The sequence below is a fragment of the Kangiella aquimarina DSM 16071 genome, from assembly GCF_000374105.1.
Taxonomy (GTDB): domain Bacteria; phylum Pseudomonadota; class Gammaproteobacteria; order Enterobacterales; family Kangiellaceae; genus Kangiella; species Kangiella aquimarina.
This window is the reverse complement of record NZ_KB893650.1, coordinates 588,433-604,360: the sequence shown is the minus strand read 5'-3', so window position 1 is coordinate 604,360 and position 15,928 is coordinate 588,433. Positions and strand designations below refer to the sequence as shown.

General features: G+C 45.7%; 18 protein-coding genes. 10 read left to right on the top strand and 8 right to left on the bottom strand.

Annotation, left to right across the window (positions count from 1 at the left end; translation table 11 throughout):
* Window positions 1–290 precede the first annotated feature (290 nt).
* Complete coding sequence (fur, locus tag B158_RS0102985; RefSeq protein WP_018623861.1) at window positions 291–692, bottom strand: ferric iron uptake transcriptional regulator; 402 nt, start codon at window positions 690–692, stop codon at window positions 291–293.
* Between the two features lie 123 nt (window positions 693–815).
* Between fur and B158_RS0102980 the strand changes: the two genes are divergently transcribed.
* Window positions 816–1,136, top strand: coding sequence for an outer membrane protein assembly factor BamE (locus tag B158_RS0102980; protein WP_018623860.1), 321 nt, complete (start codon window positions 816–818; stop codon window positions 1,134–1,136).
* Window positions 1,137–1,153: 17 nt separating this feature from the next.
* On the opposite strand, the gene B158_RS0102975 is transcribed toward B158_RS0102980, so the two are convergent.
* Both B158_RS0102975 and B158_RS0102970 read right to left on the bottom strand, forming a co-directional pair.
* Window positions 1,154–1,396 carry an anti-sigma factor family protein gene (locus B158_RS0102975; RefSeq protein ID WP_018623859.1) on the bottom strand — a complete coding sequence of 81 codons (243 nt, stop codon included), beginning with the start codon at window positions 1,394–1,396 and terminating at the stop codon, window positions 1,154–1,156.
* Entirely contained in the window at window positions 1,390–2,040 is a 651-nt protein-coding gene (locus tag B158_RS0102970) for an RNA polymerase sigma factor (RefSeq protein WP_018623858.1), read from the bottom strand. The genes B158_RS0102975 and B158_RS0102970 overlap by 7 nt, the downstream gene beginning before the upstream one ends.
* 179 nt (window positions 2,041–2,219) lie before the next feature.
* Between B158_RS0102970 and B158_RS0102965 the strand changes: the two genes are divergently transcribed.
* The 3 genes from B158_RS0102965 (at window position 2,220) to B158_RS0102955 (ending at window position 5,703) form a co-directional block, all read left to right on the top strand.
* Window positions 2,220–3,740, top strand: a complete 1,521-nt coding sequence (locus B158_RS0102965) for an FMN-binding glutamate synthase family protein (protein WP_018623857.1) — start codon at window positions 2,220–2,222, stop codon at window positions 3,738–3,740.
* 14 nt (window positions 3,741–3,754) lie between these two features.
* Complete coding sequence (locus B158_RS0102960) at window positions 3,755–4,354, top strand: HvfX family Cu-binding RiPP maturation protein (RefSeq protein WP_018623856.1); 600 nt, start codon at window positions 3,755–3,757, stop codon at window positions 4,352–4,354.
* Between the two features lie 155 nt (window positions 4,355–4,509).
* Window positions 4,510–5,703 carry an NAD(P)-dependent malic enzyme gene (locus B158_RS0102955; RefSeq protein ID WP_018623855.1) on the top strand — a complete coding sequence of 398 codons (1,194 nt, stop codon included), beginning with the start codon at window positions 4,510–4,512 and terminating at the stop codon, window positions 5,701–5,703.
* A gap of 4 nt (window positions 5,704–5,707) precedes the next feature.
* Here the strand turns inward: B158_RS0102955 and B158_RS0102950 are convergent, their stop codons facing one another.
* Window positions 5,708–6,736, bottom strand: coding sequence for an alpha/beta fold hydrolase (locus tag B158_RS0102950; RefSeq protein WP_018623854.1), 1,029 nt, complete (start codon window positions 6,734–6,736; stop codon window positions 5,708–5,710).
* Window positions 6,737–6,911: 175 nt separating this feature from the next.
* Between B158_RS0102950 and B158_RS0102945 the strand changes: the two genes are divergently transcribed.
* Window positions 6,912–8,705 (top strand): choice-of-anchor B family protein, encoded by a 1,794-nt coding sequence (locus B158_RS0102945; protein ID WP_018623853.1) that lies wholly within the window; start codon window positions 6,912–6,914, stop codon window positions 8,703–8,705.
* A gap of 220 nt (window positions 8,706–8,925) precedes the next feature.
* Window positions 8,926–9,774 carry a hypothetical protein gene (locus B158_RS0102940; RefSeq protein ID WP_018623852.1) on the top strand — a complete coding sequence of 283 codons (849 nt, stop codon included), beginning with the start codon at window positions 8,926–8,928 and terminating at the stop codon, window positions 9,772–9,774.
* 58 nt (window positions 9,775–9,832) lie between these two features.
* Here the strand turns inward: B158_RS0102940 and B158_RS0102935 are convergent, their stop codons facing one another.
* Entirely contained in the window at window positions 9,833–10,702 is an 870-nt protein-coding gene (locus B158_RS0102935; protein WP_018623851.1) for a DUF4382 domain-containing protein, read from the bottom strand.
* A 272-nt stretch (window positions 10,703–10,974) separates the two neighbouring features.
* On the opposite strand from B158_RS0102935, the gene rph reads away from it, so the two are divergent.
* Window positions 10,975–11,691, top strand: coding sequence for a ribonuclease PH (gene rph / locus B158_RS0102930; protein WP_018623850.1), 717 nt, complete (start codon window positions 10,975–10,977; stop codon window positions 11,689–11,691).
* Between the two features lie 82 nt (window positions 11,692–11,773).
* On the opposite strand, the gene B158_RS0102925 is transcribed toward rph, so the two are convergent.
* The 3 genes from B158_RS0102925 to B158_RS0102915 are packed head-to-tail and all read right to left on the bottom strand — an operon-like array spanning window position 11,774 to window position 13,495.
* Window positions 11,774–12,256 carry an FKBP-type peptidyl-prolyl cis-trans isomerase gene (locus B158_RS0102925; protein ID WP_018623849.1) on the bottom strand — a complete coding sequence of 161 codons (483 nt, stop codon included), beginning with the start codon at window positions 12,254–12,256 and terminating at the stop codon, window positions 11,774–11,776.
* A gap of 2 nt (window positions 12,257–12,258) precedes the next feature.
* On the bottom strand, window positions 12,259–12,687 hold the full coding sequence (locus B158_RS0102920; RefSeq protein ID WP_018623848.1) for an MAPEG family protein: 429 nt from the start codon (window positions 12,685–12,687) through the stop codon (window positions 12,259–12,261).
* A gap of 25 nt (window positions 12,688–12,712) precedes the next feature.
* Complete coding sequence (locus B158_RS0102915) at window positions 12,713–13,495, bottom strand: SDR family oxidoreductase (protein WP_018623847.1); 783 nt, start codon at window positions 13,493–13,495, stop codon at window positions 12,713–12,715.
* Between the two features lie 216 nt (window positions 13,496–13,711).
* Between B158_RS0102915 and apaG the strand changes: the two genes are divergently transcribed.
* From apaG to B158_RS0102900, 3 genes are all read left to right on the top strand, one after another.
* Window positions 13,712–14,089 carry a Co2+/Mg2+ efflux protein ApaG gene (gene apaG, locus B158_RS0102910; protein ID WP_018623846.1) on the top strand — a complete coding sequence of 126 codons (378 nt, stop codon included), beginning with the start codon at window positions 13,712–13,714 and terminating at the stop codon, window positions 14,087–14,089.
* A 5-nt stretch (window positions 14,090–14,094) separates the two neighbouring features.
* Window positions 14,095–14,904 (top strand): symmetrical bis(5'-nucleosyl)-tetraphosphatase, encoded by an 810-nt coding sequence (locus tag B158_RS0102905; RefSeq protein ID WP_018623845.1) that lies wholly within the window; start codon window positions 14,095–14,097, stop codon window positions 14,902–14,904.
* Between the two features lie 125 nt (window positions 14,905–15,029).
* Window positions 15,030–15,896, top strand: coding sequence for a YicC/YloC family endoribonuclease (locus B158_RS0102900; RefSeq protein ID WP_026309208.1), 867 nt, complete (start codon window positions 15,030–15,032; stop codon window positions 15,894–15,896).
* Window positions 15,897–15,928 lie beyond the last annotated feature (32 nt).

The window sequence follows — 15,928 nt, the reverse complement described above, 5'->3', positions numbered from 1 at the left end:
ATCCCCAGACAAGCACAAGCTACAGGCATCAAATCGACACCAAAGTAGCCATAAGCATACTTACAACTGTACAAAAATCAATCAATTAAGGGAGATTTTACAATCGGACTCAAGAGCAAGGCGTAAGTGGCGAAAAATCGGAGGCGACTGTCCATTCATAGTCTTAAACGCAGGACTTTCTTTCGAGAACGAGGCAAAAAATGATGAGAGGCTAGGAGATTACAACCTGTAAATGACTAGCCTAGAAGAGATTTTTAACAAAGTTATCGAAAGAAAAGACAAGTTTAAGGTTATTTTTTGTTTTTGACGTAAAGGACGAGACTGTGGTCTACGATCTCCACACCATGCTTCTCAGCAATCTTGTGCTGTAATTCTTCAATCTCTTCGCTGAAGAATTCGATGACGGTACCGTCATCAACATTGACCATGTGGTCGTGGTGCTCACCATCGTCAATTTCAAAGACGGAATGGCCACCTTCGAAGTTGTGGCGAGTGACCAGTCCTGCTGACTCAAACTGGGTCAGAACTCGATAGACAGTTGCAAGGCCGACATCATCTCCGGCTTCGAGCAATAGTTTGTAGACGTCTTCCGCGCTGAGGTGACGATCATCGGAACTTTCCAGGATTTGTAATATCTTAACCCTCGGTAGGGTGACCTTTAATCCGGCTTTTTTTAATTGCTGATTTTCCAAAAACTCATCCTCCAATAGATTTGCGCGGCAAAATGATTATACTATGCCAAGAATTTATGAAAAGCCATTCAGTATACTTGTGAATGGTGATTTCAGCAAAAAACACTAACTATCAGGATTTTCATGAAAACTATTTTTCTATCTGCGCTTTTGCTTTGTTTCAGTTTATTAAGTGCTTGTGTCTATAAACCCACCATCCAGCAGGGAAATATCCTTGAACAGTCTGAAGTGAATAAGATTAAACCTGGCATGACCAAGGATCAGATTTCCTATGTTTTAGGGAATCCTGCATTAAACACCAATCTTAATTCAGACACTTGGTACTATCTGTATTACATGGTGCCATCAAGCGGCGAGAAGCGTGAAGAGCGTCTGATTCTGCACTTTAACGGTGATGTTCTGCGATCAATGGAAGGTACTATCAAGCCTGAAACTGAAGAATAAGCTTTAAATATATTCGTTCATGAACCCTGCTTCGGCAGGGTTTTTTGATACTCTTTCAGTAAATGATGGCACATGGCTTCAGGCGCATCATGCTGATTTCTACGGCCCAACATTGCGATGGTCAGTTTCAGTTGCTTTAAATATCGGCGACAGCTCACGCAGACAAACAGATGCATTTTGACCTGGATTTTTTTGCCCATAGTCATTTGGTCATCAATGTAGTCACTGGCCTGCTCGACCAGATGTTTGCAACTTAACATTCGCCTGTCCTCTGAAATTTTGCCACTACCTGCTGAATTTTATCGCGAGCCCGGTGCAACAGCACTCTGGCATTGGATGAACTAACCTCCAGAATGTTACAAATTTCTTCAAATTCCATTCCGGCTGTATCTCGCAGCTCCATAATGTATTTCTGCTGCTCTGGTAAACGACTTAGATGTTTATCCACACAATCCTGCAGTTCTTTTGCAGCCAGTAGTTCATCGGGGGAGCCGATATCCCATGCTGGGTTTCGTTGATTCCAGTGTCCACTGCTATCAAAACGTGGATCGGTCGCTATTCTTGAGTCGGTCGCCCAGTGTTCATCCACAGATTCCATAGATACAGAGCGAGATTCTTTGCGATATCGGTTTTTGGCTTCATTTGCCACAATTCGCGTGACCCAAGTTTTTAGTGTAGAGCGCCCCTCAAACTTTGGCAGTGCCTTGATAACGGAGACCCATGCTTCCTGCACCACTTCATCGGCAATTGAGTGTCCTACAATAGCCGCAGCAACACCATAGAGCGACGGGTGCCAGGCTTTGACTACAGCCATAAACAGCTGCTGATCATTGGCAATAAGCCTCTGAACGAGCTCAGACTCTTCTGGTAGTTCTTGGGTTGTGGATCGATCTTTATGATTCATTGGGCCATTCTTTTGCTTTCTACTTCAACTATCCGCAATCATTCACACAGTAATAACGGTACTAGAGTAACAATATTCCAAGTTATTACATTTAGCTGGCAATTGCAGTTTTCATTATCAATAGTATATTGAATACTTCATCCTGTCAGCGCCTATCGCAAATCAGCCAAAGGACTACTATGCAATCAGAAGGTTTTATGTCGTTTGTCAAAACCACTATGGAGTGGATAGCCGGACTCTTCGTGGTCGCGATTATCTTACTGCTTCTGACAATCATTGTTTTTTACATCATTGACTCAACCCAGAAGAAACATGCCATTCGCCACAACTTCCCAGTGATTGGTCGTTTCCGCTATTGGTTCGAACACCTTGGCGAATTCTTCCGCCAGTATTTCTTTTCCATGGATCGAGAGGAGCTGCCTTTTAATCGCGCTGAGCGCTCCTGGGTTTATCGCGCGGCGAAAGATATCAGTCGCACTCAGGCTTTTGGCTCCACCCGCAATTTAAACCAGGTGGGTACCGTTCTATTTATGAATGATCAGTTTCCGACGCAGGAGGAGGATGCGGTAGAAGCGCCACCCGTCATGATTGGTCCCTATTGTCGTACGCCTTATCTGGCACAAAGCTTTTTCAATATTTCCGGCATGAGTTACGGAGCCCTTTCTAAAGTCGCAGTGGAAGCCTTAGCACGAGGCGCGGCTCGAGCCGGTTGCTGGATCAATACCGGTGAAGGCGGTCTTTCTCCTTATCATTTAACCGGTGGTGGCGATGTGGTTTTTCAGATTGGCACTGCAAAGTATGGGGTTCGAGATGCTGAGGGTAAGTTGAGTGATGATAAGCTCAAGGAAGTTGCCGAGCATCCTCAAGTGAAAATGATTGAGCTAAAGCTGGCCCAAGGTGCCAAGCCTGGCAAAGGTGGAATCCTTCCTGCTGAGAAAGTCACCGAAGAAATTGCAAAAATTCGTGGCATTCCAGCAGGCGAAGCCTCCATCAGTCCCAACGGTCACAGAGAAATTCATACCGTCGGTGACTTATTGGATTTAATCAATCATATCCGCGAAATTACTGGCAAGCCGGTTGGTTTTAAGACTGTGCTGGGTAGCGAGCATTTTCTGTATGAACTGTGCGCCGAAATTCATAAACGAGGTATTGAATTCGCACCCGATTTCATCACTATCGACAGTGCAGACGGAGGCTCTGGCGCTGCCCCGCAGCCGCTGTTTGACTACGTCGGCCTGACTCTAAAAGAGAGCTTACCGATGGTAATTGATATTTTGCAACAGCAAGGGCTCCGCAATCGTATCAAAGTCATTGGCTCAGGAAAGATGATTACCCCATCCATGGTCGCCTGGGCTTTGGCGATGGGTGCCGACTTTGTGTTATCTGCACGCGGTTTCATGTTTGCGCTTGGCTGTATTCAGGCCATGCAATGCAATAAGAACACCTGCCCAACCGGTGTCACCACCCATAATCCGGATTTACAAAAGGGGCTCGACATCACAGACAAATCAGTCCGCGTTCATCATTATCACAAGAATATGGTGAAAGCGGTGGGCATGATTGCGCACTCCTGCGGCGTCAAGGAGCCACGTCAGCTTAAACGTCACCACATGCGGGTTGTAACAGAATCCGGCCTTTCGACTCCAATTGATAAGGTTCATCCTTATCAAGAGAACAAGATTCCGACCAAGAATCTATAAACAGGAGCTAATCAATGCAAACGCTAGCGGATAAGTACTACAGTTTTACTGGGGCAGTCTGTAACTCAGTCAAGCACCTTGATGGGTTACCCCCTCTGATGTTTCGTCTATTATTATTCTTTCCTTTCTGGGAAGCAGGAACCCGCAAATTTGCCAATTTTGAGAGTACAGCTAACTGGTTTGGCAATAGCGAATGGGGATTAGGATTGCCTTTTCCTGAAGTGATGACCTTTCTTGCAGCGAGTACCGAAACAGTCGGCGCTATTTTACTACTGGTTGGTCTGGCTGTTCGCTGGATTACCATCCCACTGATGATAACCATGCTGGTCGCTATTTTTGCTGTGCATTGGGATAACGGCTGGTTTGCGATTGCCCAATCAACCGATCCTGAAATTTCAGAACGACTGGCCAGGGCAAGAACTATTCTGCAAGACCATGGTAATTACAGCTGGTTAACCGAAAAGGGTAATATCGTAATCCTGCAAAATGGTATCGAATTTGCAGCAACTTACTTTATCGTGTTGCTATCCTTGTTCTTTACCGGAGCTGGGCGTTACTTCTCAGCTGACTACTGGTTGAGCAAAATCTTTCCCAAGAAACAGCAGACAAATTAAGTTATATACAGGTCAGTGCAAAGATCAATAAATAACCAGTCTTTGCATTGATCTGATTTATTACCCACTATCACGATCATTACCTGCTAATCCGACCACAAATACCTTACAATAAGCGTATCATTGCAGCCATTTATCGCGAACCAAGCTAACTTATGAGCGACTATTTCAAAAAATCTTTAGATATTCATCGTTATTTACGTGGCAAATGGGCTATCAAAAGCAAGGTCCCATTGCAAAACCGTGAAGACCTTTCCATTGCCTACACTCCGGGTGTAGCCGCTGTTTCCAATCATATTGCAAAAGACAAAAACTCCAGTTACCTCTACACCATGAAAGGTAATTCAGTAGCCATCGTATCGGATGGTTCGGCAGTATTGGGACTTGGCAATATTGGTCCGGAAGCAGCCTTGCCGGTGATGGAAGGCAAGGCCATTCTGTTTAAAGAATTTGCCGATATTGACGGTGTGCCGTTAGTGCTTGATGCCAAAGGTGCTGCTGAAATTATCACTGCGGTTAAAGCCATCGCACCAACGTTTGGTGGTATCAATCTTGAAGATATTGCTGCACCCAAGTGCTTCGAAATTGAAGAAGCCTTGCAGGATATTGGCATCCCAGTTTTCCATGACGACCAACACGGCACCGCGATCGTGTTGCTGGCAGCCTTAATCAACGCCTGCAAAGTCACTGGTAAAGACATTAAAGAACTTAAAGTGGTTATTAATGGCGCTGGAGCAGCTGGAACCGCAATTGCCAAATTGCTGCGCTGCGTGGGTCATGATGAAGCCGCCTGTATTCCTGTCGAGGATGTACTGGTCTGTGATTCACAGGGTATCATTTCGCCTGATCGTTCCGACTTAAACGACGAGAAGAAAAAGCTTCTGGCTTATACCAATCGTCACAATCGCAGTGGCAAATTGCTTGATGCCTTGAAAGATTCCGATGTATTCATCGGCGTATCAAAAGGCAACCTGCTGACTGGTGACGATATCAAGCTGATGAACCAAGGCCCGATTATCCTGGCAATGGCAAATCCTATTCCAGAAATCATGCCTGATGAAGCTATAGCCGCCGGAGCATCAGTGGTTGGCACGGGTCGCAGTGACTTCCCAAACCAGGTTAATAATGTTTTGGCTTTCCCGGGGATATTCCGCGGCGCTCTTGAAGCACGCGCAACACGGATTACCGAAGCCATGAAAATTGCCGCTGCTTATGCGTTAGCTGATGCGGTAAATCACCTGGCAGCAGACCATGTGTTACCTGATCCGCTAAACCGCAATGTGGCGCAGAAAGTTGCCGAAGCAGTTAGAGAACAAGCCATCAAAGATGGCGTTCAGCGTCCGCTTTAATTCATTATTCACATAGCAGCAATTTCTCTACAGCCCGAGTGATAAGCTCGGGCTGTTCCATCATAATTAAGTGCTCCTGACTTTCTAGTGGCCAGTAAGCACCACATTGACTATTCTGTGCTAATTTAAAAAACCAATCTCTTCCTTCATCTCGCCATTGGACGATAGAGGCTTTCACTGATTCATCCTCAATCTTGGGCAAATAAGCCGTCTCAAAATCACTATCGATCACTACCAGCGGTAAACTTTCCGGCAAAGGATGTTTTTTCGCTTGCAATAGATCGTTTCGGTAATGAGTTGTTTCTCGAAATTTCTCCAGCTGAAAACTTCTGGTGTTTCGAATCGCTTCTACGGCTTCGTAATAATCCCAGTCCATATGGTTTTCAAACGCTTCCGGAATTATCGTTTTTAAATGTTCCTTCTCAGCAATAATTTTCTGTTGAATATTTTCATCGTACTGACCCGATGTTATGTACTGCTCTATCTCTTGCCAACCTTCACGATAGCGCTCAGTTTCTGTTGAATAATGATTAATGGAGTGGTCAGTCAATACATCCGGATCAATCAGTACCGCACCTTTGATGTATTGAGTTGCTTCTGTATCTTGCATTGCCATGTGCAGTGACAAGTTTGAACTTGCGAAAGCCACAATAATGACCGGCTCTCGCTGTTGTCTGATATAACTTGATACGTCTTTGCCAAACTGTTGGTAGGAGGGTTTAGCAACGGGTTCTGACCAGCTGTGCCCGGCACGGTCTATGGCAACCGTGTAATAATCTTCTGCCAGCACATTTTGCGCTAACGCCCACCAGCCACTATCGCTATGCCAGTTATCGGTTGGACCCGATAATAACAATAGATAAGGCTTTGAAATTATAGGATTTCCTAATTTCCGAATGTGCAGACTGTGACCATTAAGATTTATCAGTTCACTGCCTTGGGGTAAAACCTCTGCTTTATCGGTTGATTCATTTGCTGCTATAACCGGTCCTGCTAACTGTACAAACATAACTAAAAATATGACGCGCACCATGGGCAACTCCGAACTTCTGTTCCAGTCATCATTCTATGTACTAAGCCTCTGATTTAATGCAGATTTCTGTAACAGATTGTAACTGTTCAGCGTCTAATTGTTTTAATGTGATATTGTCGTAAGTACGGATAAAGTTTCTCCGATAAATTGACATGATAGAAGCGGGGTAGCTCACATGAAATCAATAATTACAGTCACAGGAAGTCTTGGGTTAGTACTCATCTCTTTACTGCACCCACCAGTTTCGGCCCATAGCGGCTCGCATCCGGTGCGTTATGTTGCAGCCAACGGCACCGATCAGGGTGATTGTTCCAAACCTTCAGCGCCTTGCGCCAGCATTGCTTATGCGGTTAATCAATCCAGCAAAGGCGATAAGATCTATGTCGCATCAGGCACTTACCATGCCGGCGAGATGGATATCTTCTATTTATTGAATGACATGGTGGCAGTGAAAGGTGGCTTTTCTACCAAGGACCAGTTCGCCAAACAAAATCCTGAAAAGAACCTGACAACCATTACTGGCATACCTGCCGAGTACCGCGAAAAATTAGATAGCAAAGGTTTTCATTTGTTGCAGGACGCTAAGGGGCTTCCTGAACAGCGCCTCAAGCCCGAATACCTCAAGCTACTCGATCGCTATCAGAAAATCACCACCAGCGTTGAAAAGCAATTAACCTGTTCAGGTGGTCAGGCAGGTGAATATCCTTGCTACAACGTCGATCTAGAGTCACACCTTCCATTAAGTCAGTTAAGCTCAAGCCCCTCCAGTGCAAATGATATCTGGGGTTATGTGGATTTGAACAATAACCGTGAATATGCAGTGATGGGACTATTCAACGGTACGGTATTAATTGATGTCAGTGATCCGGTTAATCCGGTCGAGGTAGATACGGTAACTGGCGCAAATAGCACTTGGCGTGACGTTAAAGTCTATCAATATTTCGACGATGCTGCCCAACAATACAAAGCCTATGCCTACGTCACTACCGAAGGCCAGGGCGGATTACAAATCATCGACTTGAGTAACGCACCAGAATCTATTGAGCTGGTTAATACCATCAATGTTTTCCAGACAGCCCATAATGTTTACCTTGGCAACATCGACTATGCTAATGGCACGGCTCTAGATGGCCATGAAGCCTACCTGTACATCGCTGGTTCCAATATTGATAACGGCTCCTACCGAGTGTTTGACCTAAGTGACCCGGTCAATCCAGCACTTGTCACAACCCCAAGTTCTGCCGGCTATGTGCATGATGCAACTAATTTGATCATCAATGATGCTCGAACGGCACAGTGTTCTGATGGACATAATCCTTGCGAGATTTTCGTTGATTTCAATGAGAACACCGTTGATATCTGGGATACCACCAACAAGTCTGCCCCCTTCAAAATTAGCAGCACCAGTTATGCTGGTGCCAGTTATACCCATTCTGGTTGGTATTCAGATGACAAAAACTATGTCTTTGTTCAAGACGAACTGGATGAGCGCAATCGTGGCGTAAACACAACACTTTACGTCATGGATATTCAAGATCTTACCTCGCCCCGCGTCGTTGGCTCTTATGTTGGGTCCACTCCAGCCATCGATCATAATGGTTTCACCTTAGGTGATAAGTACTATATGTCCAACTATAAGCGCGGTTTAACCATACTCGATGTATCAAACCCTGCGACTCCAAAAGAAATTGGCTTCTTTGATACCTACCCAATTCCAGAAGCAAACGATCCACAGTTTGATGGAGCTTGGGGCGCTTATCCCTATTTGCCCAGTGGCAATATTCTGGTTAGCGATATTTCCAATGGTCTATTTGTTTTGAAAGATAATAGCCAGATTGGTGGCACAGAACCGCCACCAGTGCCCCAGCCTGAGCCTGATTCTGGCGGTGGCGGCGGTGGTTCCACGTCATTATGGCTTTTATTAGGACTAACACTGTTCGGCTTAAGACGGAAACTTATGCCGCAGTAACCATCTCCTCAAGGAGGAGCAAGTCTGGGAAGCGCCGCATTATGCTGCTATCCATTGCTGGAAATCCTACCCCTCCAAACCTCTGGCAGGATGGGTAGCAGCGCGGCCCCAGTTGCTCTTTGCTTTTCTCAAATCAAAACTGCTGCTCAATCCCTAAAGCTTTTTAAGGAATTCTGCATGACCTCTTGCTAGGATATTCTCATCATAGCGAGGTAAATCTATGAAAAAACTCAATCTTTCTATTTATATTTTAGGTTTATTGCTGGCTTCATTATTAGCTGGTAGCAAGGCTCTTGATCATTTCGGCGAAGAATACGCCGACCAAGCCTTAAAACGTGCTTTAATTTCTTTTGCAGTTGCCCGCACTCTCAATGGGCTTATTTCAGTGGCCCAGGAGGCTGAAATTGCCATGCAGCCAGCGGGGGTTGGGCTAAATGTGTCACCTGGAGAAATTCTTGATCCGGTGAATGACCTTATCGAACGCTTTTCATTGGTGATGCTGGTGGCCGCATCCGCCATCGGCGTACAAAAACTTCTGCTATCCATTTCCGCCTGGGACCTGTTTAACTATTTGGTGATCGGCTTCTGGCTCATTTATGGCGTCATGCTGATCCTAAAAAGAAACAATCCAAAAGGCCTGCACCCGCTATGGCATAAAACCGTTATATTTCTAATATTGGTTCGATTTGCCACACCAGCCATGGCGCTAACTAACGAAGGACTCTATCAGTTATTTCTGGCAACTAACTACCAGCAGGCGACTACGGAGTTAGAGGGGGTCAGCCAGACCATTGAGAACAATACACCAGAACAGGATGCCGCAGGTCAACAGGAAAAGTCTGCCTATCAAGGCGCAAAAGAGTGGTTTAGTAATGCGATAAGCCAGCTGGATATTAAAAAGCAAATTCAGGCATATCAGGACGCAGCCGAACGCGCCAGTCAGAATGTGATTGAGCTAATCACCGTTTTTATAGTGCAAACGATTCTGTTTCCACTGTTTTTCCTGTGGCTCATCTACCGCTCAGGACGTGGGCTGCTCAGAGGCTCCCCTAACTCACAATACCATTAGAACTAGCCATAAAAAAAGGTCGGTAAATACCGACCTTTTCAATAGTTACAGCTACTAACTAGAAGTCAACGGTTGCCGTTTCATCCACAGTCACAGTAACATTCTGTGTAACACTAAAGTTAATGGTATCGTCCGTTTCCGGATTATCATTAGCTGCTTCACAGGTAAACGCTAGAGTGTAATCACCGGCCTGAACAAAACCAATCTCATATTCATACAAACCATCAGTATTCATCTCAACGGTTGTCGTTGTAATTGGCTCTGGCTCATTAGCATCGATGTCATCTGTTTCGGCATCGTAGCCAGCAAACAGGTATACACCACTGGTTTCCGAACAACCTTCTGCATTGAGTAGAGTTTCGTCAACTAAGCCATTGATATGGCCAACCTCTAAATTATCTACGATACGCAAGGTTGGGCGCAGGAAATAGTCGCCGCTACCGTTTTGTGGTTCATGTACTGATTTTCTTAAATCAAAATCAATCGTAAAGTCTGTTATACCACCAGCTGCGATAGTAAACGGGCGATTTAGCTTCAAACCAGTTTGCGCACCGCTAGGTACATAAAGCGAATAACGAGCACCATCAATATCGATATACGAGTCAGTCACACCCTGATTGGCGTTCACTTTCAGACGAATCCATTGATATTGGCCCGCATTAACAGTTGTCTCAGGCATTAGCTCAAGTGATTCATCACCTGTAAGTTGCAGTAAGTCGATTGTTTTTGGCGTATCAAAATCGAAATTCAAGCGTTCACCTGGTCCTTGAACCTCTATGCCAGTAAACTCAACCACGACCGCTTCCGCACCGTCTACTGGAGCATCTGTGATCGCAACAGCCAATTTACCCTTGTCAGGGTCCTCTGATTTACAACCAGCCAACGCTAATAAAACACTGGCTAGTACTAAGCCATGTTTAAATTTCATATTATTTACCTCCACTTTTGAGTGAGGGCTAGGTTAGCGCAACAGATTTGGATACATTGTGATACAAATCGCAAAGCCGACAGAGCCCGCCTTGCTTGCTACTAAAACTGTGAGCAATGTCAAAAATACTGACAATCAACCTCACAAAACAAAAACTTATATCACTGTTATAGTCTACTTTGAGCCCAAACCTTATTCCTTTTACCATAGGAATATCACTGGCTTTTTCGTATAATTGCGCCACTTAACTCCATCCAAATATAGGGATTCACATGAGACCGAGTGGCCGCACTAGCAATCAACTTCGTCCAATTACCATCACACGCCAATTCACCAAACACGCAGAAGGCTCTGTTCTGATCGAGTTCGGTGAAACCAAAGTGCTTTGCAATGCCAGTGTGGTTGAAGGTGTTCCACGCTTCTTAAAAGGCAAAGGTCAGGGCTGGGTCACTGCTGAGTACGGTATGTTGCCACGCTCAACCCATTCTCGTATGGACCGAGAGGCTTCCCGAGGCAAACAGGGCGGGCGCACGCTGGAAATTCAGCGTTTGATTGGTCGCTCTCTGCGCGCAGCAGTGGATCTTAGTCAGCTGGGTGAAAATACTATTTATGTCGACTGCGATGTCATTCAAGCCGATGGCGGCACTCGTACCGCTTCAATTTCTGGTGCCAGCATTGCCCTTCATGACGCATTATTCCATATGCGCAAAAAAGGCATGATTAAAACCAACCCTCTTCGTCATATGGTTGGCTCAGTATCGGTAGGCATCTATAAAGGTACCCCAATTCTTGATCTGGATTATATCGAAGACTCATCGGCCGAAACCGATATGAATCTGGTTATGGATGAAAATGGTGGCTTTATTGAGATCCAAGGCACTGCCGAAGGCGAAACCTTCTCTGGTGATGAATTGATGCAAATGCTGGAATTAGGCAAACAGGGTATTCGTGAAATTTTTGACCTGCAACGCAAGTCTGTTGCGGTTTAGTATTCAAATCACACTGATATTGACAAAATACTGGGCAGGCACATTGGCCTGCCCCTACCAACTCATTCAAATAATAATCTTCCTACTCCCCACAATGACCATGATGATGGACGTGACCATGTGCCACTTCTTCATCTGAGGCTTTGCGAACCGACAGAATTTTTACTTCAACTTTAACGGTTTGGCCGGCCAAAGGGTGATTGGCATCGATCACCACTTTGTCGTCGTGAATCTCGCGAACCACTACGGCATGTACTCCATCACTGCTTTCTGCCGCCAGTCGCATACCTTCACACAGATTCTGAACTTCGGCAAAAGCTTCGCGCGGGACTTCTGTGCGTAAATCATTTTCGTATTCACCGTAAGCTTCATTTGGTGGTAGTTCGACCTTAACCTTTTGGCCAATGGCTTTGCCGGTCAGTTCCTTTTCCAGTCCAGGCATCACTTCACCATAACCATGTAAATAAACCCATGGCCCACCTTCAGCAGAGCTTTCCCAAACCTGCCCTTCCTGATCCATTAATTTGTAGTCCAATTCAACAACGGTATTTTTTTCAATATTCATAATTAAAATTGAGTTCCTAAAATCAGGTTAGATGCCAACACTAGCCACAAAGCTGTCAGCGTAATAAAGCTTAAAATGAATGCGGTAAAACGGTGCATGACTTTGTTGTAGGTACAATGAATGACGCTGTGAGCAATTCGAAAAGCAACGAAAGCCCAAGCTAATGCCACCATCAAGGTCGAGCTGTTATTGGTCAGCATGATGGTAAAAATAGCGGTATAAAAGAGAATAGGTAGTTCGAACAGGTTCATGTAATTATCCGACGCGCGAGTGTCGGCGAAATGCTCAAGTCCACCTTTTCTTGAGTGTACCTTCTGTGGATGAATTCGTTCAGCTTTCATGTAGCTAACGCGGCGACGGTACATCACAATGGCAACGATCAGTGTTAAAAAAACCATCGCAACCAGTGGTAGTATGATTGGTTGTATCATTTTAATTCCTTACTTTTGAGGAGTCTTAACCAAGCACTTTATCAATCGCCAACGCAGCCCAGGCCTGCGAGGTTGGCATTAACTCGATGCTATTGATATTGACGTGTTGTGGTTGCTCAGCAGCCCACAACACCGATTCTGCGATATCTTCAGCAGTCAGTGGGTTGGCACCTTTATAGACATTGTCTGCCTTATCTTTGTCGCCATGGAAGCGCACCAAGGAAAATTCCGTTTCAGCAAGGCCGGGCTCAATATTAGTGACGCGCACCTGAGTGCCCAGTAAATCAGCACGAAGATTGCGGCTGAACTGTTTAACAAATGCCTTGGTTGCACCGTATGCATTACCACCAGGGTAAGCATAATTACCTGCAATTGAACCGATATTGATGATATGCCCCGATTTACGCTCGACCATGCCAGGCAGAATTTTCCGGGTCATCAGATACAGGCCTTTGATATTGGTGTCCACCATGCGGTTCCAGTCAGTTAAATCAGCCTGATGCGCAGGCTCAAGCCCCAATGCCAAACCTGCATTGTTAACCAGAATATCAATTTTAGAATACTCTTCAGGAATGGCATCAAACATGGAGTTAACCTGCTCTTCCGATGTCACGTCCAATGGCAGAACAAATACTCTATCTTCGCCAAGCTCCTGCTTTAGCTCCTGTTTCAAATCATCTAATCGTTCTTTCCGACGGGCTGCTGCAATGACTTTGCAACCCTTTTGAGCAAATGATTTTGCACAGGCCAGACCAAATCCAGAGCTTGCCCCAGTAACCATTACCGTTTTATCTTTCAGATCACTCATTGTTTACTACTCTTCTAATACCACAGTGAATTGCTCGAATATTAGCACAGGCTTATAGCTTTCACATCGGCAAATCCCTCCACAAGGGCAACGGAACTCTTGATCGAGGGTTGCGCCATCCCCATGAACCATAGACAATGCAGTTATAAAGAGTAATCCCACATTGCTCATTCGTACTTTCACATTCTCGTAAATTAATAAGACACAGAATAGATAATGACTCAAGAATATCAATTTCAGATTAGCGTTCAGACGCAATATATTGAAGAACAGTCCGAGCCAGAGAACGAACGCTATGTTTTTGCCTACACCATCCAGATCACTAATACTGGCTCACATGGTGCGACATTGAATGCCCGCCACTGGGTGATCACCGATGCCAACGGCGAAGTGACCGAAGTCAAAGGTCAGGGTGTTGTTGGTGAACAGCCCTACATTGCACCCGGAAAAAGTTACGAATACTCAAGCGGTGCAGTGCTTAATACTCCTATTGGTACCATGCAGGGTAGCTATCAGATGGAAACCGATAGCGGCACCCAATTTGATACCCCGATTCCAGTATTTAGCCTGGCCGCGCCCGGAGCACTTCATTAGATTTTATGGCGACCTATGCAATCGGCGATATTCAAGGTTGTTATGATGAATTCCGCCTGCTCCTGAAAAAGATTCAATTTAACCCAGCACACGACACTCTATGGTTAGCAGGTGATCTGGTTAATCGTGGCCCCAAATCACTGGATGTGTTGCAGTTCGTCTATGAGCATCAGGATGTTTGTCAGGTGGTTCTTGGCAATCATGATTTAAGCATGCTCGCCAGCTTTTACACCAAAGCCAAACTACCTAAGAAAAGCGATCTGCATGCCATATTCGCTGCCCCCAACATCAAGCAACTGATGAAGTGGCTGCGCAAACAGCCGATGGCGATTTACGACAAGAACCTGAACGCACTTATGACTCATGCCGGGGTGCCACCACAATGGGGGCTGAAAACAACACTTGCCTGCGCCTATGAGTTGGAAGAGGTGTTAAATAAAAAAGCTAGTGCCAAAGACTTCTTCAAACACATGTACGGTAACAAGCCAGCACTCTGGAGCAATAAGCTTGAAGGTATCGAACGTCTGCGCTTCATAACTAATGCTCTGACCCGAATGCGTTTTGTCCATCACGATGGCACCCTGGACTTCAAGAGTAAATCTTCGCCGGGAAAGCAGGCAAAAGGACTATTCCCCTGGTACGAAATGACTGAAATCGGCCACCAAACCAGGCTGGTATTCGGCCATTGGGCGGCATTGAATGGCAAGTGCCCGATAGCTAACTTACACGCTCTCGATACTGGTTGCGTCTGGGGCAACAAGCTGACTGCCCTTCGTCTGGAAGATGAAAAGCGCTTTAGTGTTAAAGCGCTATAGTTTGCCCTCTCGGATACCCTATCGCCAATCCTCGCAAAGATCGGTACAATTGCCTTTTTCGCCCATAATATTGGGCTTTCGCTCGTAAATTGAGCCGAACATACTGCAAAAGGTCATTAAGATACATGGTTAGAAGCATGACAGCCTTCGCTCGCCAACAAGTGGCGACTGAGTGGGGCAACGTAACCTGGGAAATCAAATCCGTTAATCAGCGATTCCTTGAACCAAACTTCAGAATGCCGGAAACCTTCCGTCATCTTGAGTTCTCGCTGCGTGAAGTACTGCGCAAACAACTCAGTCGTGGCAAGCTCGATTGTACGCTGCGCGTTGAAATGGACTCGAAAAGTGCGGGCAAGATCAAGCTGGATCAGGAAATGGCGCAACAGCTGCTGACCGCTCATGAAGAATTACAGGTTCTGGCGCAGGACAACCAATCCCCAGACCTGACTCAACTGCTTCGTTGGCCTGGCATTCTGCAACAGGAAGAAGCGGATACGGATACCATGGAGCAGGATGTACGTAACGCCTTCGAAGAAGCCGTAAAGCAACTGATCACGGTTCGCGAACGTGAAGGAGCAGCACTAGCTGAAATGATTGAGCAGCGCCTGGCTGGCATTGGTGTTGAAGTGGATAAAGTGTCCGAGCAGATGCCACAGGTCATGCAATGGCAGCGCGACAAATTACTCAACCGGTTTAAAGAAGCAGAAGTCGAGCTGGATCCAGAGCGTCTCGAACAGGAGCTGGTTTTCCTGGCGCAGAAACTGGATGTCGCTGAAGAACTTGATCGCTTGAAAACTCATGTAATTGAAGCTCAGCGTATGCTCAAGAAGGGCGGCCCAATTGGTCGACGTCTGGATTTTTTGATGCAGGAATTTAACCGAGAAGCTAATACGCTTGGCTCTAAATCCATCAATGCAGATATTACAGCCAGTGCCGTTGAAATTAAGGTGCTAATCGAGCAGATGCGCGAGCAGGTTCAGAATATCGAATAATTGAATACATACGATGGCTCTGCCACCTGCGG